Raw genomic sequence first — 21,771 nt, 5'->3', positions numbered from 1 at the left:
TGATTATCAATCTTTTTAGAAAATATGAAATGAAACAAAGAATATTTTTCGCACTGTTTTTGGGCACGATTATCCTTGCAGGTTGTGCAGAAAACGAAGTCATTGATACAATCCAGCCGGGACACACATTGCAGGAAAAAACTTTTACCATCACGGCAACTATGCCCGGCGACGCCCCGGACACGCGTATCGGCCTTACACCCGGTCAGGGAAATTATCCGGCTGTGACCCTCAGGTGGGAAGAAGGCGACCAAGTTGAGCTCTGCCTCGTGCAAGCCGGGAAAAAAGTCAAACAAACGGTTACGGTAAAAAACATATCTCAGCCCGATGGAAAAACGGCCGAGTTTGAGGTTACCGTCCCGTCCGACTTTACGGCTTCCACGTTCGACGTTTACGGAATTTACGGCGGTGGCGGATTAAGCGATACCAACCCGGCCCAAGCCAATATATCACCGGCAAACATACCGGTCAACTCTCCCGTGGCGTTAACCGGCGAAAATTCCCTCCAATCGGAAAAGATGGTCGCGCTCACTTTCAGCCAAACAGGGGTGAGCACAGCATCGCCCGATGTGGATGCCTCTTTCGCCCATTTGGGGAGCATGATCTGTCTGCGGCTGAAAAACACGGGGAGCGAATCGCTCGATACCGAAGGTAAGGTTTTTGTATTAAGCAGCAGCAATTCTTCCCAATGGCAGGTTTACGGGAACTACTCGTTCGACATAACCGCCGGAGCCAATTTTACCGGCGGAGAAACCGACGTCCAATTCGCAAGCGAACAGGCGATTGCTTCCGGACAGACGGCGGAGTTATGGACATGGATAGTTCCGACAGGAAACAAAACCGGTTCACTCGACTTCTGGATGTACGATGCCGCCAATTCCGCTTACAAACGTTCCAAGAACTTTCTTCCCGGCAGGGACAACCTGCAAGCCGGCAGAACCTATTACATAAATGCGGAGTGGAACGGAAGCGAGTTCACGTTTCCCGGCGGCATACAAAAGCCCAACACCCACACCATCACGTTCGAGGAAAGTTATTACCAGCTTTTTATCGATTATACATTGGAAAAAGGAAAAGCTACGCAAAGTGTGGTGGTGCCTTCCTGGGGAGGCAGTCCCCATCCTGATAATCCCTACCCGTGGGTGGATCCTGTTACAAAATTGACTACGTTACAGCCAACCCTCAGTTGGGGATCGGGGTATCCGTGGATATTGTCTCCGTATAATTCGAAAAACAACATCGCTTTCGGCGACTACTTGCATGATTTATACGTATATCATCCCACCCACGACGATGCCACCGCGGGCGGAGGCAATAATGGTTCTAATCATTTTATCACAACTTTTGGTTATCAGGAAACAGGTAATCCATACATGCCGGATGACGGACGTCCCATATTTAGTTTTTCCGACGGAAAAGCACGTACCATCGAGAGTTGCTACGTAAACTCCACCTGCTACTTCCTGAATGTGGCGGCTAACGGGAATTCGTTGTCGCCGGCATTGGGCGAGGGAGAAGATGTGATACTGCATGCCACCGGATACGATGCCGATGACAACGAGACAGGCACGGTAACCATGACTTTTGCCACCGTGAATAAACTCATCACCCGATGGACGAAATGGGATTTATCGGCTTTGGGAAAGGTGGTGAAGTTGAAAATCAACATGACGGGAGGAACCGACAACGGCTACGGATTTTCCCTTCCGGCGTATTACGCCATAGACGACATAACCGTTAATCTGGAGTAACAGCGCGCTGCCGTTCCACCATGCGGGCGAACTCGCCGCCCTGTTCCATCAGGACGGCGGGGCTGCCCTGCTCGGCCACGGCGCCGTCCTTGATCACCACGATTTTATGGGCTCTGGCCACGGTGCGCATCCGGTGGGCGATGATCAGCACGGTTTTGTCCTTCACCAACTCCGAGATGGCGGCCTGTATCCGGGTTTCGTTCTCCACGTCGAGGCTCGCCGTGGCCTCATCCAACAGCACGACGGGGGCGTCCTTGAGCAGGGCGCGGGCAATGGATATGCGCTGGCGTTCACCGCCGGAGATGGCGGCGCCGTTCTCACCGATAAGGGTGTCGTACCCCTGCGGCAGGCGCCCGACAAACTCGTCGCACCGGGCCAGCCGGGCCACGCGGCGCACCTCCCCGTCGGAGGCCTTGGGTCTGCCGATCCGGATATTGTCGGCCACGCTGGCGTTGAACAGCATCACGTCCTGAAAGACCACCGCATAGTTTTTGAGCAATGCCTCGGGGTCGATTTCAGAGATATCCTGTCCGCCGAGGGTGATTTTGCCGCTGTCGATATCCCAAAAGCGGGCGGCAAGCTTGGCGGAGGTGCTTTTGCCTCCTCCCGAGGGGCCCACCAGCGCCGTCACCTCCCCCTGCCGGGCAGTGAAAGAGACGTCCCGCAGCACTTGTTTGCCTTCCTCGTACGCGAAACACACGTCCTGGAAAACAATATCGTAATTCTCCACTTCGCATTCGGTTTTTCCCTGCTGCGCGGGCATTTGCTCCATTTCGCGCATGCGGTTGATGCGCACGTCCAGCAACGTAAGCACGGCGATGTTGTTGAACACATCCATTACCGGATTGTAGATGCTGGCGGCTATCATCAGGAAGACAAGGTAGGTGAACAGGGTGATGCCGCCGGCCGAAAGCAGGTAGGCGCCCGTGAGGATGACCGACGCCAACCCCAGTTTCAAGACGATATACGACGTGTTGACAAGCGCCCCGCCAATTAACTCACCCCGCAGAAGCGTTTTCTCGTATACTTTCAGGTTTTCGTCGAAACCGCGCAGGTAAGCCTGTTCGTTGTGGTACGATTTGATTTCCTGAACATTCTCCAATCCCTCCTGGATTTGCTCGGTAATGCCCCGTTTCACCTTGTAAAACTTGAGGTTGGCGTTGTCCAGGAGCTTCTTGCCAGCGAAAATTATCGCCGTGGCCACCGGCACCACCCAGAACAAAGCGAGCGACAGCTGCCAGTCGTAAAAGAACAATCCCGCGGCGATGAGCAGGATGCTGATCACGGAGGCAAACAACTGCGGCACGGCGTGCGAGAACAACTGCTCGATCATGGAATTGTCCTCCATGACGGTGGAGGTCAGATCCGACAGGTTCTTTTCCCCGAAAAACGCCAACGGCAGTTTGCGCAGCTTCTCGGCCATGCCTATGCGGCGGTTGGCGCTTTCCGTGTAGACGTTGGTATAGGTGTGGGTGTATTGAAACATCGCGATGGTAAAAGCGATGACCAGGAACACCGCGGCTATCAGCACGTAATACCAGAACCCGTTTGTGGCGGTGCTTCCCGGGTCGATGGCGGGTTGCAGGTAATCCGTGAGGAACAGGAAGATGTACAGGGCGGGGAGCATCAGCGCGATGTTGAGCAGCACGGTGAAGAGAATTCCGCCCATAAATGATCGGGCCCCTTTTTCCGAAAGGACGAAACGGCTTTGGAAGTATTTGTTGAGTGTCATGATGTTGAGTTTTTGATTCGAAAGACGGAAGACTCATACCGTCCATTCTACCGATTTCTGATATTCTTTCCACATTCTGTTGTAAGTGCCGTTCCGGCTCAGCAACTCCTCGTGCGTGCCCTGTTCCGCGATTTTCCCATCTTCAATGACCAGGATAGAGTCGGCCTGTTGTGTGCTGGTAAGGCGGTGGGCTATCATCAGCACTGTTTTTCCTTTCATCAGCTCGCGCAGCGCCTGCTGGATGAGGTGTTCGTTTTCGGGGTCGGCAAAGGCGGTGGCTTCGTCGAGTATCACGATGGGGGCATCCTTGAGGAGGGCCCTTGCCAGCACTATGCGCTGTTGCTCGCCCCCCGAAAGGTAGGTGCCCCCGGCGCCGATCTTCGTGTGAAGGCCTTGCGGCAGGCGGTCGATAATCTCGCGGCTCCGCGACAGGTCGATAGCCCGTTGCACGTCCTGGTCCGAAGCCAGGGGATTGCCGTACCTGATATTTTCCGACAGGGTGGTTTTAAAGAGTTTGGTGTGCTGGAAAACGAACGAAATGTTACGCATCAGCTCTTCCTGGGCGATGTGACGGACATCGACACCGCCTATCCTCACGCTTCCGCCCGTCACATCCCAGAAGCGGGGGACAAGGCGGGCAAGGGTTGTTTTTCCGCCACCCGACGGGCCCACCAACGCATACATTTTCCCCCGGGGAACGGAAAAACTCACGTGGTCCACCGCGTTTTGCCGGGTGCCGGGGTATGCGAACACCACATCCTCAAAATCGATGCCGTAATCCGACAGGGTCCCGGGGTTCGCGGCCACGGGCAGCAGATCGGCGTCGGTCAGCTTCTCGATGCGCGTGATGGCTTCGTCGGCAAGGTAGAGGTTTTGATTGAGGTACATTATTTTCATGATGTTGGTGGCGATGACGGGGGTTATCAGCACATACAGGAACATGTCGGCAATGATGGGGGCGTGACTGCCCGCGCGCCCGGCAAGCAGGATGGCCACCGGAACCAGAAAATAAGCAAACCCGTGTATAAGTGCGGTATAGAGCGACATGGGCCTTTGCCACGCGAGCGTATATTTCGTCACCAGGTCCTTGTAGGTGATGATGCTGTCGAAGAAACGTTTAAAGGAGAACACGGTTTGCTGGAAGACCTTCACCACCGGTATCCCGCGAACGTATTCCACGGCTTCGGCGCTCATCCGTTCCTGCGCGTCCATGTAAAGCTTTCGGAAATCGTTGTGTTTGGGATCCATCATGTATCCCATCAGCACGGCTGCCGAGACGAGGGGGACAAGGCAAGCGACGCCCAATGGCCAGTTGAAAATAAAAATCAGCACGATGACAGTCAGGGGCGAAACGATGCTCGCCGCCAAATCGGGCAAGATATGCGCGAGGAACGTGTGCGTGCTGGAAGCGTCCTCATCGATGATTTTACGCATGCGGCCGCTGGTGTTGCTGTCGAAAAAGCCGAGCGGCAGGGCCAGTATTTTCCGCATGGCCGAACGGCGCAGATTGGTTTCCACGCGGAAGGCCGCCAGGTGCGACAGCATCAGCGAGACGAAGTAAACCAGCAGCGAGGTTATGGCGGCGGCCACCGCCGCCCACGAGTAGGTGTTCACCGGCGTGTCGCGGGCGATGCCTCCCGTCTCCAACAGGGTCCGTACGATTAGCCACACGAAAAGGTAGGGCAGCAGGGATACTATGCCGTTTAACGCCGACATCACGAGCGACAGGGGCAACAGGACTTTGCGGTTGCCCATGTAAACGTTGAATTTTCTGAGTGTTTTGTTCATATTCCTTAATTCCTGTTTTCATCCACGATCAGCTGTTGATGGCCCTCGCAGCAGTTGTAACCTATTTGCAGGACGGAATGGCCGATGCCGTGGCTCCGCAGGCAGGCTTCTATCTGCCCGCGCATCTCCGTTGCCTGCACCATGTCTATATTTTCGGCCGTGTTGACATGCGCCTCGAAATGCACCTGGTCGTCGTTCAGCTGCCACAGGTGCAGGTGGTGAATGTCGCGCACATGGGGGATATTGCCGATTTCGGCTACCAGGCGGTCTATGTCGACATGCGGGGGCGTTCCCTGCATCAGTATGTCAATGGCCTGTTTGAGCACCGACCAGGTATGGTAGATAATGTAAACACCCACCAGCACCGTGATTACAGGGTCGAGCCATACAATTCCCCAGAGCCAGATGGCCGCCCCGCCCACGATGACGGCGACCGAGGAGAGGGTGTCGCCCATCAGGTGCAGGTAGGCCGCCTTGACGTTTATGTTGCGGTCCTTCTCCTTTTGCAGGATCAGCACCGACACCCAGTTGGCCGTCAGGCCTATGACCGCCACGGCCAGCATCAAAGCGCCCTTAACGGGTTCGGGCTCCATGAGGCGGTGGTATGCCTCCGCGAAGAGGAAGAGGCATATCACAATAAGTGTCAATGCGTTGAGGAAAGCCGTAAGTATCTCCACGCGCTTATAACCGAAGGTGCGTTTCCTGTCCGCCTTTTTGTTGCCCAACCTGTTGGCGATCCAGGCAAAAAAGAGCGCCAGCGAATCGCCCAGGTTATGCGCGGCGTCGGAGAGCAGCGAGAGGCTGTTGGAAAGCAGCCCGCCCGCGATTTCCGCCAGGGTGATCATAAAGTTGAGCAGGGTCACCCATAGCAGTTTTTTCCCATGTGCCCCGGCATGGCCGTGGCGGTGATGGGCGCAATGTTGTGAATGTGTGTGCATGGGAAGTCATATATGTTTCAATGCGGGTATTATCCCTCAATACCTGTACTGTATCTCAATTCGCTTTATTTCCTCTTCCAGGAAAGCGACCAGCTCCTCCTCCTTTTCTCCCGCCGCGGCGGCAATATTCCCCACGGTGGCGAGATAGCCCGGCGACCAGGGTGACACGGGCTTGTTCAAACAACCGAACCGGTTGTTCCTTTTAATCAGCAGGGGTATCAACTGCGGATAGGCAGTCGTGATTTTGTGAATGGGCGTGTACTTGTTTATTGTCATCTTGATGATATTTAAAAACTGTATTTGGCCTTTATCCATAGCTCCGAATTGTTTTTGTAAACACCGAACAATCCTTCGTTTCCTCCGAACCAGTCGTCCGTTTTCATCCGCATCGGGTCGTTTTCGAGGAAGTAACTGTCCCACGAGTCGTTGACATTCATCCACTGCAAGCCGTAAAAACCTGCGGCAAACAGGGCGGTGAAGGCGGCAATCACCCACCAGCGCCTTCTTATAACCCGTTCGCCCATGCGGGTAAACCATCGGTTGATTTGTTTTATGCTCATATCCCTTTTGAAATCGTTTTTGTATTCAATTTGTCATCGGTGTCCTGTAAAAACCGTCATCCATTCTTTTCATCCCGGCAGCGCCGGAGGCCATCGCGTTTCCTCACCAACCGGCTTCAAGCGGCGCTTGCACGGGCGGGCGCTCCATCATTCAAACGCGTGCATGAACACCGGATTGCCGGCGGTGGCAAGGATGTGTTGGACATTGCTTCCGTCGGAATTGCAGGTAAAGAACCCCACCTTGCTATCGCCATACGCGCCGAAGACGACCCGGTTTTTATAGGTGTCGATAAACACGCTGTGCCCGTCGGTGAGAGGAATACCGTCAATTTTCCGGATTGTCTTTGCCTTCAGGTCGACAAGTACCGCCATCGTATTGCGGGCGGTGTACATATTATTCGGGTCGGTCAGTTCCGCAATGCATACGTATGCGGCAACCTTGCCATTGCCAAGGTACTTGCAGTTATACACCGACGCGGATTTGTAGTTCGCGGGGGCGGTGCCTTCGATGACCGTTTCCGAAATATCCCACGATTTGGAGGCGTCGAACTCGTCTTTTCCGGCCGGGATGCATACAAAACCGTTTTTCTTGTTGTCCGGTGAGAATCCGAAATAACCGGTGCATGCCATATAGAGGTCGTTCTGCTCATCGGTGAAAATCATGTTTTTAAGCATCGGGCGGGTGGGGAAAGTAAGCCCAGTGGTTTTCTCGGAAGCGATTTTCACCACCTTGTCGGTCTTTGTGTCGATGACGGCCACGTCCACCTGCTGGTAATCGTCATACGGCATGTATTGTTCGTTTATCTGGTCCAAAGGCAGGAAGTAATATCCGTCGCGGACAAGGCCGTAAGCCGGCTCGGGACTTGCATCGCGGTGGGCATGAGAGGTAAGGTCTATCTCACCCGTCTTTTGCATGGTCTGCGGGTTGATAATCCACACCCTTCCTATCGTGTAGAGGGGAATATACGCTTTGCGGTCGTCCACCCGGACAACGCTGCCGGCCATCGAATTGGGCGGCAGGCCGAGCGTCACGGGGGTCTCCAGCGTCTGCCCGGGGCGGTAAGTGTATTTTATGGCCTGGTGGGTGGCGTCTTTCCCCATGCTTGACAGGACAAATATGTCGTTGCCGATTACCTCGATGGGAGAAGCAAACCCGACCTGTATGGCGTTGGAGTTATCCACACTCCCCGACAAGGAGGGAAGAAGCTGGAAATAGGAGGATCCGCTCATCCCATCGGGGTTTTTGACCGTCGTCCCGATGAGGAACTTGCCCGTACCTCCCTTGGGGACCGGTTTGCCGTTTTCTTTCTCGCAACCGGTCATCACACACGCAGCTAAGCAAGCTGCCAGTATCATTTTTTTATTCATCGTTTTGTTTGTTTATGGTGTTGTCTGATTCCTGCATTCCTACATCGGTGCCGCCGGGGCGGCCCCATTCATCTCATCTGAAAACATACCTCAGTTTCACGCCCAGGCTGCGTCCGGGTAACGGGCGGTTGAATTCCGACAGCACGCGGGCATCGGTCAGGTTCTTGATTTTTCCGGAGACAAACAGCCGGCTGTCCAGGAAACTGTGCTCAAAACCCAGGTCGATGGTCGTGCTGCGCGGGATGCGCCGCTGGTTGCTTGTCATTTCGAAATCGTAGAGATATTCTTCGATAAACGAGCAGTCGGCAAAAACGCGGGTGTTTTGGCCGTGCCCGCCGAAGAGGTTCTCTTTATGGAATTCCAGTCCGGCATTGGCCAGCAGGTAGGGTATGTTGGGCATCCGCTTGCCTTTGGTGGGATTGGGGACGGTGCTGTTTTCCTCAAACGGGCGCACATCCCTCAAATCCTGGTACGTGGCATTCACATAGCCGTAGAGGAAGGGGAACATGTCGGCCTTCACTTCGGCTTCGACCCCCAGCGTGCGCATCTGCCCGAAGTTCTGGTATTGGGCGCCGATAAAACCTTTGGTAAAGCGTATCATGTCTTTCAGATACATGTAAAAAGCGTTCACCTCGAGCTGCAAGTTGCTGCTTTTTTTGCCCGACAGGTCGTATAGCAGCCCGATATTGACGCTGGTGTTGCGTTCGGGCATAAGCGACTCGGCGGGCGTGATGGAATAACCGTCGCCCAGCAACTCGACGTCTGACGGAATCCGCACATCGTAGCCGGCGGAGAATTTTCCCATCAAATCGGGCAGAAAGCGGTATCGAAAGGCGTTGCTCACCCCGAAATCATGCTTGCTCACGTCGATGTCCCGCACGGGACCGCCGTAGATGTCGCCCTTGCGGGTGTTCATCGCGTAGACATAGTAGCGGGCCGTGAGCGAGTTCAGCAACTTGTCGTCGCGGGTGCGGAAGTCGTAGGTCAGTCCGCCCACCCAACTGCGCATCCGCGAATCGAACAGGGTCTGTTTGCCCAGGCTGAGGTCGCGCGTATGGTCTTTCGGATAGCCGTTGGCAAGGGTGAAGAACGAGTTGAAGTTCAGCGAATGTTGTTTGTTGAGCAGGTATTCGAGGTTCAGCTTGTGCATCAACACGAATTTCTTGTCGTTGGAGTTTGACGCGAAGCGGTTGCCCAGCTCGCCGCCATGGAGCGAGGGCGAGGGATAGGCGTTGCCCTGCCAGTCGTGCCACTGTTTAGCCGTGTCCACGAGGCTGTAGAGCGTGTAGGCCACACTGGCGGACATCTCGAAATCGAGGCCCGGGGCCAGGAAATCCGTTTTCTCCAGCTTGTTGGCAAGCACGTAGGCGCGCGACCTTGTCTCGGCTTTCCGGATATCGGTCTCCACGCCCTGTATCTGGCGGCGGGTGTCTATGAACACGGGTTCGAATTCCACTTCGTCGAACCACCATTTGCGCGCCTTTAAAGAGCCGCCCAGCAACCATTTCTCGTACCGGTCGTGGTTGCGTTTTATCTTCAGCCCGCTGATGTAGGGCGACTCCATCACGTAATCGTTGTCGGAATAGGTATATCCGCCGCCCGCCCCGAAAATGAGTCCTTTCTGCTTCAGGTTCCGTTTGGTCACCAGTTGGGCCTTGTGCGTGTTGAACGACTCGAGCGAGTAACTCACGTCGGCATACCTGCTGGGGTATTCCTTGATGACGATATTGACGGCGCCCCCCATGGAAGAGCCTCCGAATTTGGCGGGTACCACTCCCTTGTATATCTCGATGCGGTCTATCATGTCAATCGGGATGTCATTGACATCGACAAAATCGGTATTGTCGTTCATCGGTGTCTCATCGATAAAGAATCCGATGCGTTTGCCTTCCAAGCCGCGCACCGAAACGCGGGATGCCCCGCCCACCCCGCCCGAAGCGCGCAGGGTGACGCCCACGGTCTTGGCCAGGATGTCGGTAATGCTGTTGACCGTGCCCTGCAACTGATTCATGGAAATGACGGATATGGGCATGGCCTGCTCGCGCAGTTGCCGGGCCTCGCTTTTAGCGGTGACAACCACTTCGCCCAGCGATTTGGCTTCAGGGCGGAGGCGGATGGTCATGCGCTTTGCCTCGCCCGCACGGAGGGTTATCTTTTCGGTCTGCGCGTGGTAGCCCATATATGAAACTACAAGGGTGTAACTTCCGGCTTTGAGCGCGGCAAGGGAGAACTCTCCGTTGCGGTCGGCGGCCGTTCCCTGCCCGGTTTCCTCTATGAAAACGGTCGCGCCGGGCAGCGGCTCCTCGCCTGAGGCGTCGATCACAATGCCCGACAGGCGTCCTGCCGGCGGCTGGCCCATCAGCAGGCAGCCTGTCGTCAAAGCCATCAGCAGTGTGAGTAATTTTCTGTTCATTGTGGTGTTGGCGTTATTTAATTGTCAAGTGTGCGGGAGTTGGGTTGTTCAGAAAAAAAGCGGGGCAATCCCGGCGGAACCGCCACGCTTTCACTTGAAAAAATAGAAATTATGAAAAAATGAAAAAGTCATTATATCGTTTTTACCCGCAAAATTACGACACATCGACCGTGCCGTCAATCGCCAAAAAGAGGGAATTTTCAGCTAAAAAATCATAATAAATGAGGATCGTCAGGATAGTATGAGATATTGCTTATCACCGTTTTGACTTTCGTTTTTGGCATCTACTGTGCTTTCCGGTCACCGTTTTCTTTTACCAGCCCCCCCCACACACTTCTATCGATATATCCCCGGAATAAAGGAGAGCACATCATCATTCGTGGTGATCGTGCTGAATTCGGGGTCGCAATATTCCGGACATCAAAAAACAATCTGTTATTGCAAAACAATTGGAAGTGTGGTCATCGAGAACAAATATGCCGGAAATTTGTTTGAAATTATACCCCCTTTAGAAATGAACGTGAGAATCAAGAGTCGGGAATTTGATGGATGTGACGATTTACTGCTTAACGCTCCCGGCAAGTCGGGATAACTTGCCCCGATCCTTCGGGGACCGGTCCCGATTAATCGGGAAGTGATGATTGGAAATTCAATCACGTGCATTCACAAATTAGCCATTAGTGTAGTCCTTTTTCTTGATTCTATCAGTTTTTGACTCCAAAAGTCTTGACTCTGAAAGAGGTATATAAAGTATAAATCCATTTTTCAACGATGATACAAAAAATTCTAATTGCAAATCGGGGCGAAATTGCTGTGCGTGTGATGCGCACATGCAAAGAGATGGGTATCCGCACAGTGGCCGTCTATTCCGAGGCCGACCGCACCTCGAGGCACGTCTCTTATGCCGACGAAGCGGTATGTATCGGTCTGGCCTCCTCCCGGGAGAGCTATCTGAATGCCGAAAAAATCATCACAGCCGCGAAACAATTCAAAGCAGACGCTATTCATCCCGGATACGGGTTTCTGAGTGAAAACGCCGGTTTTGCACGTCGTTGCAAGGAAGAGGGTATTATTTTCATTGGCCCGTCGGCAGAAAGCATCGAAGCCATGGGCGATAAGATATCGGCTCGCCGGCAGATGATAAAAGCCAAGGTGCCTGTGGTACCCGGCACATCGGAAGACCTGAAGCCAAGAGACCTGTTCCGTGTCTGCCGCAGGATAGGACTTCCGGTGATTATTAAAGCAACGGCCGGAGGCGGCGGTAAAGGTATGCGTCTGGTCTATGAAGAAAAACAATTGCACGAGGCCTACCAAGCCGCAAAGTCGGAAGCAAGGGCCTCATTCGGGAACGACTCGATATATATCGAAAAATATATCGAATCGCCCCACCATATCGAAATACAGTTCCTGGGTGACGCCCACGGAAATGTGATTCATCTGTTCGACCGTGAATGCTCGGTACAGCGCCGCCACCAGAAGATCGTGGAGGAAAGCCCCTCCCCTTTTATCGATGACAAGACCCGCCAGGCCATGGGGGCCATCGCCGTCAAGGCGGCCAAGTCTGTCGGCTATGTCGGGGCCGGCACAATAGAATTTCTGGTGGATGGCGATATGAACTTCTATTTCCTGGAGATGAATACCCGCCTTCAGGTGGAACATCCTGTTACTGAAGAGGTGCTGGGTGTCGACCTGGTAAAAGAACAGATACATATTGCCAACGGAAAAAAACTGCGTTTACGCCAGAAGCACCTACATCAACGCGGTCATGCCATCGAATGCCGCATATGCGCTGAAGATCCCGAAAATAACTTCGCACCCTCGCCCGGTATTATCCGGCATATTCAAACACCCGAAGGCATAGGTGTGCGGGTGGACAGTTTTATTTACGATGGATACGAAATCCCGGTCTATTACGACTCGATGCTCGGTAAACTGATTGTGTGGGCAACCAGCCGCATCTATGCGCTGGAACGGATGCGCCGCGTGTTATACGAATATAAGATCACAGGGGTAAAGACCAATATCGATTACCTTCGCCGCATTATGGACACCCGTGATTTCGTAAAAGGAAATTACACCACCCATTTTATCGAAGACAACAGCAAGAAACTGCGGGAAAGTGCCGCGAATGACAACGAAATAGAAGACATGGCCATCATCGCGGCCTATATAGACCATATAGTGAACAGCAATGACGCACCTTCATCATCGCCGGCCGATAATCTTCCCATAAGCCGCTGGCGCGCGTTCGGTAAACAAAAAGGAGTTTTGAGGATATAATCCCCCGCCAATGTGAAAAATAACCATTTGGATTGAAACTGAGTTGAAAACAGAATGTTTTAATGATTGGAATCTGGAATCTGAAATATTGAATATTAAATATTGAATGAAAGCTAAAATAGGCAACAGGAGATGCGAGGTGGAGCTGATATCCAAAGAGGGAAACAGGGTCGAAATCTCAGTGGACGGAAAAATATATGATATCGATGTGGTAATGCCGGAGAGCGGATTCTGTTCCATTCTTCACGAAGGACGTTCCTACAACGCCGAATCGGTGCGCCATTCGGAAGGAAAATATACCATCACCACCAATTTTCGTTACTTCGACATCGAATTGTCGAATCCGCAGAAAAAATATATCAGGGGACGTCAATCCACTCCCGAAGAAGCACAGGAAACCATTACCTCCCCTATGCCGGGAAAGATCATAAAAATAATGGTTTCCGAAGGTATGGAAGTAAAACGGGGCGATCCCCTCATCGTGGTGGAAGCCATGAAGATGCAGAGCACTTATACGGCGGCCCAGAACGCCATTGTGGATAAGATCCACGCGGAGGAGGGCGATTCCGTGGTCCGCGATCAGTTACTCATATCTTTCAAGACCCATTAAAGGCAATTAAAATCACAGCAATGGCACTACAGGAAATATATCAGGCTTTCGAAGAAAAAAACAGGGCTGCCGAAGCCGGCGGCGGAGAGAAAGCCATCGCGAAACAAAAGCAATCCGGAAAACAGACCGCGCGTGAGAGGATCGATATGTTGCTGGATGACAGCACTTTTGTGGAGATAGACAAATTCATACTTCACGAATGCGGCCACTATGGCATGCAGAACAACCGTATTCCCGGCGACGGCGTAGTGGCCGGTTATGGAAAGATAGACGGCCGGCTGGTGTATGTCTATGCTTACGATTTCACGGTATACGGCGGTTCGCTGAGCCGTACCAACGCCAATAAGATTGTAAAGGTACAGAAGCTGGCAATGAAAAACGGGGCGCCGATCATTGCCCTGAACGATTCGGGCGGTGCGCGCATCCAGGAAGGAGTGATGGCCCTCAGCGGCTACTCCGATATTTTTTACCAGAATATCAAAGCTTCAGGGGTTGTGCCCCAGATTTCCGCTATCCTGGGCCCTTGCGCCGGCGGGGCCTGCTATTCCCCGGCGCTTACCGACTTCATCTTTATGGTGAAAGAGAAAAGCTATATGTTTGTCACCGGCCCTGATGTGGTGAAAACAGTCACGCATGAGGAACTGACCAAGGAAGAGCTGGGCGGGGCAACCACCCACGCATCCAAGAGCGGGGTGGCCCATTTTGTGGGCAAGGACGAGGAAGAAACGCTCATGATGATGCGTGAATTGCTGAGTTTTCTTCCTTCCAACAATATGGAGGATCCTCCCGTAGTGGCCACAAACGACAGTATCTATCGAGAATCGCCCAAATTGCAGACGCTGATTCCCGACGATCCCAATATTCCTTATGACATGAAGAAACTCATTGAAGAGGTGGTGGACGAACATTACTTCTTCGAGACCATGTCGCAATTCGCGCAAAATATCGTGATAGGATTCGCCCGCATGGGGGGCCGCACAGTAGGGATTGTGGCTAATCAACCGGCTTATCTGGCGGGCGTGCTCGATATCGACGCGTCGGACAAAGCGGCACGGTTCATCCGTTTCTGCGACTGTTTCGACATCCCCATCATTACTTTCGAGGATGTGCCGGGATTTCTTCCCGGGCGTGACCAGGAGCATAACGGTATTATCCGTCACGGAGCCAAGATCGTGTTTGCCTATGTGGAAGCGACCGTCCCGAAGATCACCCTTATAACGCGTAAAGCATATGGGGGCGCGTATGTTGTCATGGCATCCAAAGAGTCGGGAGCAGATGTGAACTTAGCCTATCCGAATGCCGAGATTGCGGTAATGGGAGCGGCAGGGGCGGTGAATATCCTGCATCGTTCATCCCACGAGACGGAACGGCAGAAAGCGCTGAGCGAATACGAGCAACTGTTTGCCAATCCTTACCGGGCCGCGGAAAAAGGATATATCGATGAGATCATCCTGCCGAAAAATACCCGGTTCAAATTGATCCAGGCACTGGAAATGACGGCCAACAAAACGGAGAACAACCCACCCAAAAAGCACGGGAACATTCCGCTGTGAGGTGGAAAACATGACTGATGAATGTGATATGACACAACCGCTGTCCGCCAGAGCGGGCATTCCAATTATTCAGGCTGCAACAACCAATTGACGCTGCCAAAGATGCGGTGTGCTATCCTATCAGGTCGGGTTTCGTATGGATGGTAAAACTGTATTTGTCGCCCCTGTATAACGAGTATTCTATCTCAATCGTCTCGGACTTGTCGTTTGAAGCAACGCTTCCGAGAATAAAAACCGACAAGGGGCTCTCATTTCTAAAATAGTTGTCTTGGTCATCACCATACACAATTTTTGTCGTGATGGTTCTTTGGATATCCTTTAGTTTGACTTTATACACTTTCTCATACAGGTTTATCAATGAATCCTTCATTTCAATAATATGGATATCAGGGCAGATATTCATTGAAATGTACTTGATTTCGTCTTTCATGAGTATGTCATTGGCATATCTCAGGCGATGCAGTTTCAAAACCTTGCCTTCAATAACGTAGTTCTTGTTGTTTATGTTTACCGAGATGCCATCGTTCAGTACTGTCTTTTCAAGTAAGATATCTTTGGGCGTTAAGCCTTCCTTTATCAAATTATTCCTAAAACTTTCTTTCATCGCATCAAACGATCCCAGGATGCGGTTAAGGTGCATATCCTTCGACCGGTTAATCACAAAGGTACCCTTGCCTTTTATTTTCTTCACCCATCCATGGCTTTCAATATATGAAAGCACTTTACGTGCGGTAGTGTTACTTATCCCATAGTTGGCTATCAACTCATTTTCCGAAGACATTTTATCCCCGGGCTGCAATTTCCCGGACTCGATTTGGGAAATTACCTCATTGCTGATCGCAATATATTTAGGTATCCTGTCCATAAATTTTTGAAAGTTTCAAACAAAAATAATACAAAAAAACTTTTTTTTGAAAAAGTTTTTTATATTTGCATCCTAAACTTAGTGCGTTAGGATTTTTATATGAGGCACAAACACATGAAAATAATTTGGATGGTTATCCTGATGTGTGCTTTGGCAACAGGGCTAAGTTTTCTGGACAGGCAAGTCCTTTCCATATCCATCCTTAAGATTAAGCGCGAGTTAAGCATCAACGATACCGGCTACGGAATTATCAACACCTCTTTTCTGGTTGGTTATGCCATCATGTTCACGTTGGGCGGTATCCTGATCGACCGTTTCGGAAGTCGAAAAGGATTGGCGTTTTCAGTCGCATTGTGGTCGGCGGCTACTTTTATGCACGGTCTTGCCGACAACTTATATGAGTTTGCGCTGTTGCGGTTTATTCTGGGGGTTGGAGAAGGAGGGGCTTTCCCCGGAGTAATTAAAGCGGTTGTAGAATGGGTGCCCAGGAAAAACAGGGCCTTGGCAAACGGATTGGCCATTGGCGGTTCGGCTTTCGGTGCGGTAATTGCCCCGCCGTTAACGGTAGCTTTAATGGACAGTGTCGGTTGGCGCGGCGTTTTTTTTGTTGTGGGAGGGGCAGGTATAATCTGGACCTTGATCTGGTTATCGTTCCCCAAGGTAAAGCCGGGGAATTCCGGCACAAATAAAGAGTCGCGCAACAATAGGACTGATATGCCGCCTTTAAGAAACCAATTGTTGAATTTACTGAAATCGAAAGAGGCCGGCATCTTTATCCTGATCCGGTTTTTGCTCGATCCCATCATTTATTTTTACATGTTCTGGATACCCAAATTTCTGAACGAAACCCGCGGCGTCTCTTTGGAAATAATCGGGAACTTATTCTGGATACCCTATTTAGCGTTGGGGGTCTCCAATATTTTCGGAGGGTTCGTTTCGGATATCGTTTTGAAAAAAACCGGGGATCTCAATTTTTCCAGAAAAACGGTGATGGGATTTGCAGCACTGCTTACCGCGGCAGCCATTTTTGTGAGATATGCGGATTCCGTGGGAGTGATTATCCTGCTGTTAAGCCTGGCATTTTTTGCACACGGCTTGTGGATTACCAATTACATTACCTCCATCGGGGATATCTTCGGCAAAAATTCAAGTTCCAGCGTAGTGGGACTCTCGGGTACTGCCGGAGCTTTATCTTCCCTCATTGTGAATCCGTTCATGGGGGTAATAATATGCAGATTTTCCTACAATCCGCTGTGGATTTATGCCGGAGTAATGTATTCCGTGGCATTCATCATATTCACGTCAGCTATTCCCAGCATAAAATCGATTCACAATTAATAAGACTAAGGAGATGAATGAAGGTGACAAATTTTTCTCTTCCAAATTAAACGGGGAACTCCATGTCGGTTTTTTCGGAGTAGGTTATGATTTCTATTGGGAGCAATTTCCGGGATTGTTGGAAGAGTTGATGGAAAAACATCGGGTTATCATGGATAAAGTACCCCGGAAATCGGTGAAAGTCATTGATTTTGGAATGGTTGACAATCCTTCCAAGGCATACGGAACCGTGTTGAAGATGCAAGCCGCCAATCTCGATATACTCTTTTGCAATATGCTCACTTATGCCACTTCAGGCACATTCGGTGTTATCGTGAGGGCTGTCGATGTGCCCATAATATTGGTTGCTTTGCAGCCGAGAAAAGCGCTGGATTATTCAAAAGCCTCTACCTATATGCAGCTTGCCAACGACGACATATGCTCCTTGCCCGAATTTACCGGTGTCGCCGCAAGGATGGGGAAAAGAATTCCCGAGGTGATAATCGGCACACTGCGCGACGACCCAGAGGCCGACAGAAAAATAGCGGAGTATTGTCAAATTGCAAGAGTCCTCAAAGGGCTGAAACAAGCTCATTTCGGGCATATCGGCCATCCGATAAATGCCATGCTGGACATGCATACCGATATAACCATGCTGACATCCTTTTTCGGATGCCATGTGGTGGAGTGTGAAGCCAATGAAATTGTGGATCAATATGTGAATTGCCGGGAAAATGAAATTGAAACAACCGCAAATATCATTTTATCGTTCTTCGATACTCCCGACCCCCTATCCGACCCTATTTCGATGAAATTACGAAAAGAAGACCTGCGAACCGCCGCCCGGGTAGCTGTGGCATTAAAGAAATTCATTGAATATAAGCAGATCGACGGACTGGCCTATTACTATAACGGAAGATCGAACAGCTCGGAAGAGCTGGTAATGTCAAACCTGATAGTCGGTAATTCGCTGCTCACCTCATCCGGATTTCCGATGTGCGGAGAGTCCGACTTGAAAACGTTGGTTGCCATGATGATCATGAATTTACTGGATATTGGAGGAAGTGTTGCCGAATTTCATCCGGTGGATTTCAATGAAGGGTTCGTATTGGTCGGACACGACGGGCCACACAACATCTCCATCGCCGAAGGGAAACCCGTGTTGCGGAGTTTGATGAAATATCACGGCAAACCGGGATGTGGAGCCGGTGTGGAATTTAAAATCAAAGAAGGGCCCATAACCATGCTGTCCATCAACTCAACCTGTGACGGGAAATTCAAGTTTGTCATCGCTGAAGGGGAATCGGTAAAAGGCCCGATACCGCCGACGGGAAACACAAACACCCGGGGATATTTCAAGCCGGATATCAGGACTTTCTTGTACCGATGGATGAGCGAAGGCCCCACCCATCATTTTGCCTTGGGAGTCGGACATAAAGCCCGTTTAATAAAAAAAGTGGCCGATTATCTGAATATCGAATCTGTAATAATTTCACAATAATGCCAGTAGTCATACAATAACAGACAAAACGGATCATGAAAAAGTTACCATTCCTGTTTTTAGTTCTCGGTTCCCTGTTTGGCAGTCAACTTGTTTTGTCACAGAACAGATACGATGCCCTGAAAAAAGGGTTTGAAGCGCCTCCCGATTATGCGCGTCCCAAAGTGTATTATTGGTGGTTGAACGGACATGTTGATGCCGGCAGGATCAAGGAAGAAATAAAAGCGATGCGTGATGTGGGGATAACGGGTTTTGATATCTTCGAGATAGGTGTCAATGCCGCCGATACAGTGACCCCCGCGGGACCGGCTTTTTTAAGTCCGGAATCCCTGCACGCCATAAAAATCGCGTTGGATGAAGCAAAGAAATACGGGATGGAGGCCGGGCTAAATATGGCAAGCAGCTGGAATGCGGGCGGCAGCTGGGTAACTCCCGAATTTGCGTCGAAAGCAATTTATATGTCGAAAACAAAAATAGATGACACAAGGAAACAACAAAAAATTAAATTGCCTTTTCCCGAAGTACCCCAAAAGGATAACCGGGGACAAGAAACGATAATCAAATTCAATCGCAACGGGAAACCGGTATATTATAGAGAGATAGCGGTTGTCGCTTTACCCTCGAATGAGGTGATCGCCGATACGGCAGAAATTATTGACGTAACCCGGTTTTTTGATCCTCAGAGTGAGACTTTGAACTGGCAGGTTCCGGAAGGCGATTGGGATGTTTACCGTTTCATTACGTCCAACTCAACGGAAAAGCTGCTGCTGCCCAGTCCAAATTCAACCGGGCCCATTATCGACCATTTCGATGCCGACGCCACCCGGATGCACTTCGACCACGTCATTGAAAAGCTCAAAACCATTGTGCCCGATTTTCGGGAATCCTCGTTGAAAAGCCTTTATTTAGCGAGTTATGAAGCCCGGGGAATGACCTGGACACCCGGCTTGCCGGCTGTTTTCAAGGATATGCACCGTTACGACATCTATAAATTCCTGCCTTTGCTTTTCAACGAAGATCTGTATCATCCTTCCCTGGCTGAAAGGTTTAAAACCGATTTCCGGAAAACATTGTCGGAACTCATGATCAATAATTTCTATCGCAAAGCCAAGGAAATCGCCAACAGCCATGGATTAAAGGTCAATTCGGAATCGGGCGGTCCGGGTTATCCGCTTCATAACGTTCCGGTTGAGCCTTTGAAATCTTTGGGCGCCGTGGATATTCCCAGAGGGGAATTCTGGATCAATCACAACAGGCTTAACAAAGACGGCATCGATGTGTTGCGGATGGTCAAGGAGGTCTCCGCGGCAGCGCATATCTACCGGCGAAAAATTGTGGAACAGGAAGCTTTCACAACCTTTCAGCACTGGCAGGAAGCCCCTTCCGATATGAAACCCTACGGGGACAGGGCTTTCTGTGAAGGGATGAACAAGGTGGTCTTCCACGGCTTTACCCATTATTCCGGTAACATGCAAGAACCAGGAAGTGTTTATTACGCGGGCACACACTATAACGATAAAAATATCTGGTTTTCCAAAACCAAACCGTTTAACGATTATTTGTCAAGGGTTTCCTACATACTTCAGGAAACTGACTTTTACGCGGATGTGCTCTATTATTACGGTGACAGAACCCCCAATTTCACGGGCCACAAAAACGGCCGTTTTGCTGTAGGTCCGGGCTATGACTATGAAGTGATCAACACGGAGATTTTCACCCGGCTGACGGTGGAGGACAAAAAGATCAAATTGCCCTCGGGAGCCGTTTTTGAGTTGTTGTATCTGGAGCCGGAAAAAGAAATGCACCCGGAGGTTTTGAAGAAAATCGAAGACCTCTTGCGGCAGGGCGCACAAATTATCGGCGAGAAACCTCCGCGGGTATCGGTTGGAGACGATAACGAAACAAAACAACTTATCGATAGATTATGGGACAGGAACAACAAAAGTGGTTTTGTGATCACCGATGAAACTCCTCTGGATTTATTGCGGAAAATGAATGTTCAACCGGACATAAGCTATCCCGGATTTGAGTTTAACGATTTGGATTATACCCATTACCAAAAAGATGGGTTGGATTTTTATTTTGTCAGAAACACAAGAGACAAGTGGGTTGACAAAAAGGTGAGTTTCCGACAACAAAATAAAATTCCCGAAATATGGGATCCCCTATCAGGTGAGACCTATTCTCCGGATATTTACAGCCTGAATAGTGCTTCCGTGGGCATACCCCTGTCTCTGCCTCCCTACGGGGCGCTCTTTTATGTGTTCAGAAAAGGAGAACCCCGGGCGAAGTACGATCGGATAACCAACTTGAACCAGTCAGACAGTCGGGTGTTCACCTACCGCAACCGGACCTACATGTTGACCGACGGAGTGTTTGAATTAAGTAAAGGCAATCAAAAGTATGTCTTTGAGAACCAAGTTGCCACGCAGGCGGTGGACGGTGCCTGGGAACTTTTCTTTCCCGGAGTATTTGACACGCCCGAGAAAGTCATCTTGCCCGAGTTAACCTCCTGGACAGAGAGTGAAGACGAGAAGATCAAATACTATTCCGGAACGGCCACTTATAAAAAAACATTCCAATACGACATCAATTCAACTTTTAAAAAAGAAGGCCAGAAAATATTTCTCGATTTGGGAGAAGTGTCCAAAGTGGGGAGTGTGACCTTGAACGATGTGTCTCTGGGTATTGCCTGGACAAAACCTTATTGGTTTGATGTGACCGCCATAATCCGGCCGGGGGATAATACGTTGGTGGTTGAAGTAGCCAACACTTGGTCCAACAGGTTGACGGGCGATGCGATCACAGGTGGAAATTATGTGGATACAAATATTAATGCGACCAATATTCCCGGGTTAAACAAGGTTTATCTGCCCTGGTCCCAAGTTCCGTTGATTAAATCAGGATTGCTGGGACCGGTCACCCTTAAAACCGTGAATCCGGTGGAGTGAAGAAACACGACCTTACCTCTTTTTTCCTTTCAGATTATTAACATCAGTAAAAAACAATAATGCCTATGGAGAAATAAAAAATCGAACAACATGAAAAGATGAATGATGCGGCCACATCATCCGGCTGAAAAAATTTATTTACCA

15 protein-coding genes are annotated in these 21,771 nt (G+C 50.7%); 7 read left to right on the top strand and 8 right to left on the bottom strand.

Annotation, left to right across the window (positions count from 1 at the left end):
• The first annotated feature begins 29 nt into the window (after positions 1 to 29).
• Positions 30 to 1,751: a DUF4465 domain-containing protein gene (locus D7D25_RS11375; RefSeq protein ID WP_158602601.1), complete on the top strand. Its 1,722-nt coding sequence runs from the start codon at positions 30 to 32 to the stop codon at positions 1,749 to 1,751.
• On the opposite strand, the gene D7D25_RS11370 is transcribed toward D7D25_RS11375, so the two are convergent.
• From D7D25_RS11370 to D7D25_RS11340, 7 genes are all read right to left on the bottom strand, one after another.
• Positions 1,738 to 3,483, bottom strand: a complete 1,746-nt coding sequence (locus D7D25_RS11370) for an ABC transporter ATP-binding protein (protein ID WP_122969079.1) — start codon at positions 3,481 to 3,483, stop codon at positions 1,738 to 1,740. The genes D7D25_RS11375 and D7D25_RS11370 overlap by 14 nt on opposite strands.
• Positions 3,484 to 3,516: 33 nt before the next feature.
• A complete protein-coding gene (locus tag D7D25_RS11365; RefSeq protein WP_122969078.1) occupies positions 3,517 to 5,271 on the bottom strand; it encodes an ABC transporter ATP-binding protein in 1,755 nt (584 codons plus the stop codon).
• A gap of 5 nt (positions 5,272 to 5,276) precedes the next feature.
• Positions 5,277 to 6,209 (bottom strand): cation diffusion facilitator family transporter, encoded by a 933-nt coding sequence (locus D7D25_RS11360; RefSeq protein ID WP_122969077.1) that lies wholly within the window; start codon positions 6,207 to 6,209, stop codon positions 5,277 to 5,279.
• A gap of 36 nt (positions 6,210 to 6,245) precedes the next feature.
• Positions 6,246 to 6,485 (bottom strand): DUF1858 domain-containing protein, encoded by a 240-nt coding sequence (locus D7D25_RS11355; protein WP_158602600.1) that lies wholly within the window; start codon positions 6,483 to 6,485, stop codon positions 6,246 to 6,248.
• A gap of 11 nt (positions 6,486 to 6,496) precedes the next feature.
• Positions 6,497 to 6,769 carry a hypothetical protein gene (locus D7D25_RS11350; RefSeq protein ID WP_122969075.1) on the bottom strand — a complete coding sequence of 91 codons (273 nt, stop codon included), beginning with the start codon at positions 6,767 to 6,769 and terminating at the stop codon, positions 6,497 to 6,499.
• Between the two features lie 147 nt (positions 6,770 to 6,916).
• Positions 6,917 to 8,137: a hypothetical protein gene (locus D7D25_RS11345; protein ID WP_122969074.1), complete on the bottom strand. Its 1,221-nt coding sequence runs from the start codon at positions 8,135 to 8,137 to the stop codon at positions 6,917 to 6,919.
• 73 nt (positions 8,138 to 8,210) lie between these two features.
• A complete protein-coding gene (locus D7D25_RS11340; protein WP_122969073.1) occupies positions 8,211 to 10,550 on the bottom strand; it encodes a TonB-dependent receptor in 2,340 nt (779 codons plus the stop codon).
• Positions 10,551 to 11,321: 771 nt separating this feature from the next.
• Between D7D25_RS11340 and accC the strand changes: the two genes are divergently transcribed.
• The 3 genes from accC (at position 11,322) to D7D25_RS11320 (ending at position 14,993) form a co-directional block, all read left to right on the top strand.
• Complete coding sequence (gene accC / locus D7D25_RS11330; protein ID WP_122969071.1) at positions 11,322 to 12,830, top strand: acetyl-CoA carboxylase biotin carboxylase subunit; 1,509 nt, start codon at positions 11,322 to 11,324, stop codon at positions 12,828 to 12,830.
• A 106-nt stretch (positions 12,831 to 12,936) separates the two neighbouring features.
• Positions 12,937 to 13,440 carry an acetyl-CoA carboxylase biotin carboxyl carrier protein subunit gene (locus tag D7D25_RS11325; RefSeq protein ID WP_122969070.1) on the top strand — a complete coding sequence of 168 codons (504 nt, stop codon included), beginning with the start codon at positions 12,937 to 12,939 and terminating at the stop codon, positions 13,438 to 13,440.
• A 20-nt stretch (positions 13,441 to 13,460) separates the two neighbouring features.
• On the top strand, positions 13,461 to 14,993 hold the full coding sequence (locus tag D7D25_RS11320) for an acyl-CoA carboxylase subunit beta (RefSeq protein WP_122969069.1): 1,533 nt from the start codon (positions 13,461 to 13,463) through the stop codon (positions 14,991 to 14,993).
• A 112-nt stretch (positions 14,994 to 15,105) separates the two neighbouring features.
• Here the strand turns inward: D7D25_RS11320 and D7D25_RS11315 are convergent, their stop codons facing one another.
• Positions 15,106 to 15,858, bottom strand: coding sequence for a GntR family transcriptional regulator (locus D7D25_RS11315; RefSeq protein WP_122969068.1), 753 nt, complete (start codon positions 15,856 to 15,858; stop codon positions 15,106 to 15,108).
• A 114-nt stretch (positions 15,859 to 15,972) separates the two neighbouring features.
• Between D7D25_RS11315 and D7D25_RS11310 the strand changes: the two genes are divergently transcribed.
• Genes D7D25_RS11310 through D7D25_RS11300 form a run of 3 tightly spaced genes read left to right on the top strand, consistent with a single transcriptional unit; the run spans position 15,973 to position 21,627 of the window.
• Positions 15,973 to 17,196, top strand: coding sequence for an MFS transporter (locus D7D25_RS11310; protein WP_255417276.1), 1,224 nt, complete (start codon positions 15,973 to 15,975; stop codon positions 17,194 to 17,196).
• Between the two features lie 13 nt (positions 17,197 to 17,209).
• Positions 17,210 to 18,676, top strand: a complete 1,467-nt coding sequence (locus D7D25_RS11305) for an L-fucose/L-arabinose isomerase family protein (RefSeq protein WP_122969066.1) — start codon at positions 17,210 to 17,212, stop codon at positions 18,674 to 18,676.
• Between the two features lie 35 nt (positions 18,677 to 18,711).
• Entirely contained in the window at positions 18,712 to 21,627 is a 2,916-nt protein-coding gene (locus D7D25_RS11300) for a glycosyl hydrolase (RefSeq protein ID WP_122969065.1), read from the top strand.
• Positions 21,628 to 21,771: the final 144 nt, after the last annotated feature.

This window comes from Proteiniphilum sp. X52 (genome assembly GCF_003712195.1).
In the GTDB taxonomy this organism is placed as follows: Bacteria; Bacteroidota; Bacteroidia; order Bacteroidales; family Dysgonomonadaceae; genus Proteiniphilum.
The sequence above is the reverse complement of the archived record's forward strand: the minus strand, read 5'-3'. Positions and strand labels throughout refer to the sequence as shown.

Bases quoted from the DNA above. Each gene is read 5' to 3' on its own strand.
- D7D25_RS11375 (WP_158602601.1), top strand. From the start codon at position 30: ATGAAACAAAGAATATTTTTCGCACTGTTTTTGGGCACGATTATCCTT.
- D7D25_RS11370 (WP_122969079.1), bottom strand. From the start codon at position 3,483: ATGACACTCAACAAATACTTCCAAAGCCGTTTCGTCCTTTCGGAAAAA.
- D7D25_RS11365 (WP_122969078.1), bottom strand. From the start codon at position 5,271: ATGAACAAAACACTCAGAAAATTCAACGTTTACATGGGCAACCGCAAA.
- D7D25_RS11360 (WP_122969077.1), bottom strand. From the start codon at position 6,209: ATGCACACACATTCACAACATTGCGCCCATCACCGCCACGGCCATGCC.
- D7D25_RS11355 (WP_158602600.1), bottom strand. From the start codon at position 6,485: ATGACAATAAACAAGTACACGCCCATTCACAAAATCACGACTGCCTAT.
- D7D25_RS11350 (WP_122969075.1), bottom strand. From the start codon at position 6,769: ATGAGCATAAAACAAATCAACCGATGGTTTACCCGCATGGGCGAACGG.
- D7D25_RS11345 (WP_122969074.1), bottom strand. From the start codon at position 8,137: ATGAATAAAAAAATGATACTGGCAGCTTGCTTAGCTGCGTGTGTGATG.
- D7D25_RS11340 (WP_122969073.1), bottom strand. From the start codon at position 10,550: ATGAACAGAAAATTACTCACACTGCTGATGGCTTTGACGACAGGCTGC.
- accC (WP_122969071.1), top strand. From the start codon at position 11,322: ATGATACAAAAAATTCTAATTGCAAATCGGGGCGAAATTGCTGTGCGT.
- D7D25_RS11325 (WP_122969070.1), top strand. From the start codon at position 12,937: ATGAAAGCTAAAATAGGCAACAGGAGATGCGAGGTGGAGCTGATATCC.
- D7D25_RS11320 (WP_122969069.1), top strand. From the start codon at position 13,461: ATGGCACTACAGGAAATATATCAGGCTTTCGAAGAAAAAAACAGGGCT.
- D7D25_RS11315 (WP_122969068.1), bottom strand. From the start codon at position 15,858: ATGGACAGGATACCTAAATATATTGCGATCAGCAATGAGGTAATTTCC.
- D7D25_RS11310 (WP_255417276.1), top strand. From the start codon at position 15,973: ATGAAAATAATTTGGATGGTTATCCTGATGTGTGCTTTGGCAACAGGG.
- D7D25_RS11305 (WP_122969066.1), top strand. From the start codon at position 17,210: ATGAATGAAGGTGACAAATTTTTCTCTTCCAAATTAAACGGGGAACTC.
- D7D25_RS11300 (WP_122969065.1), top strand. From the start codon at position 18,712: ATGAAAAAGTTACCATTCCTGTTTTTAGTTCTCGGTTCCCTGTTTGGC.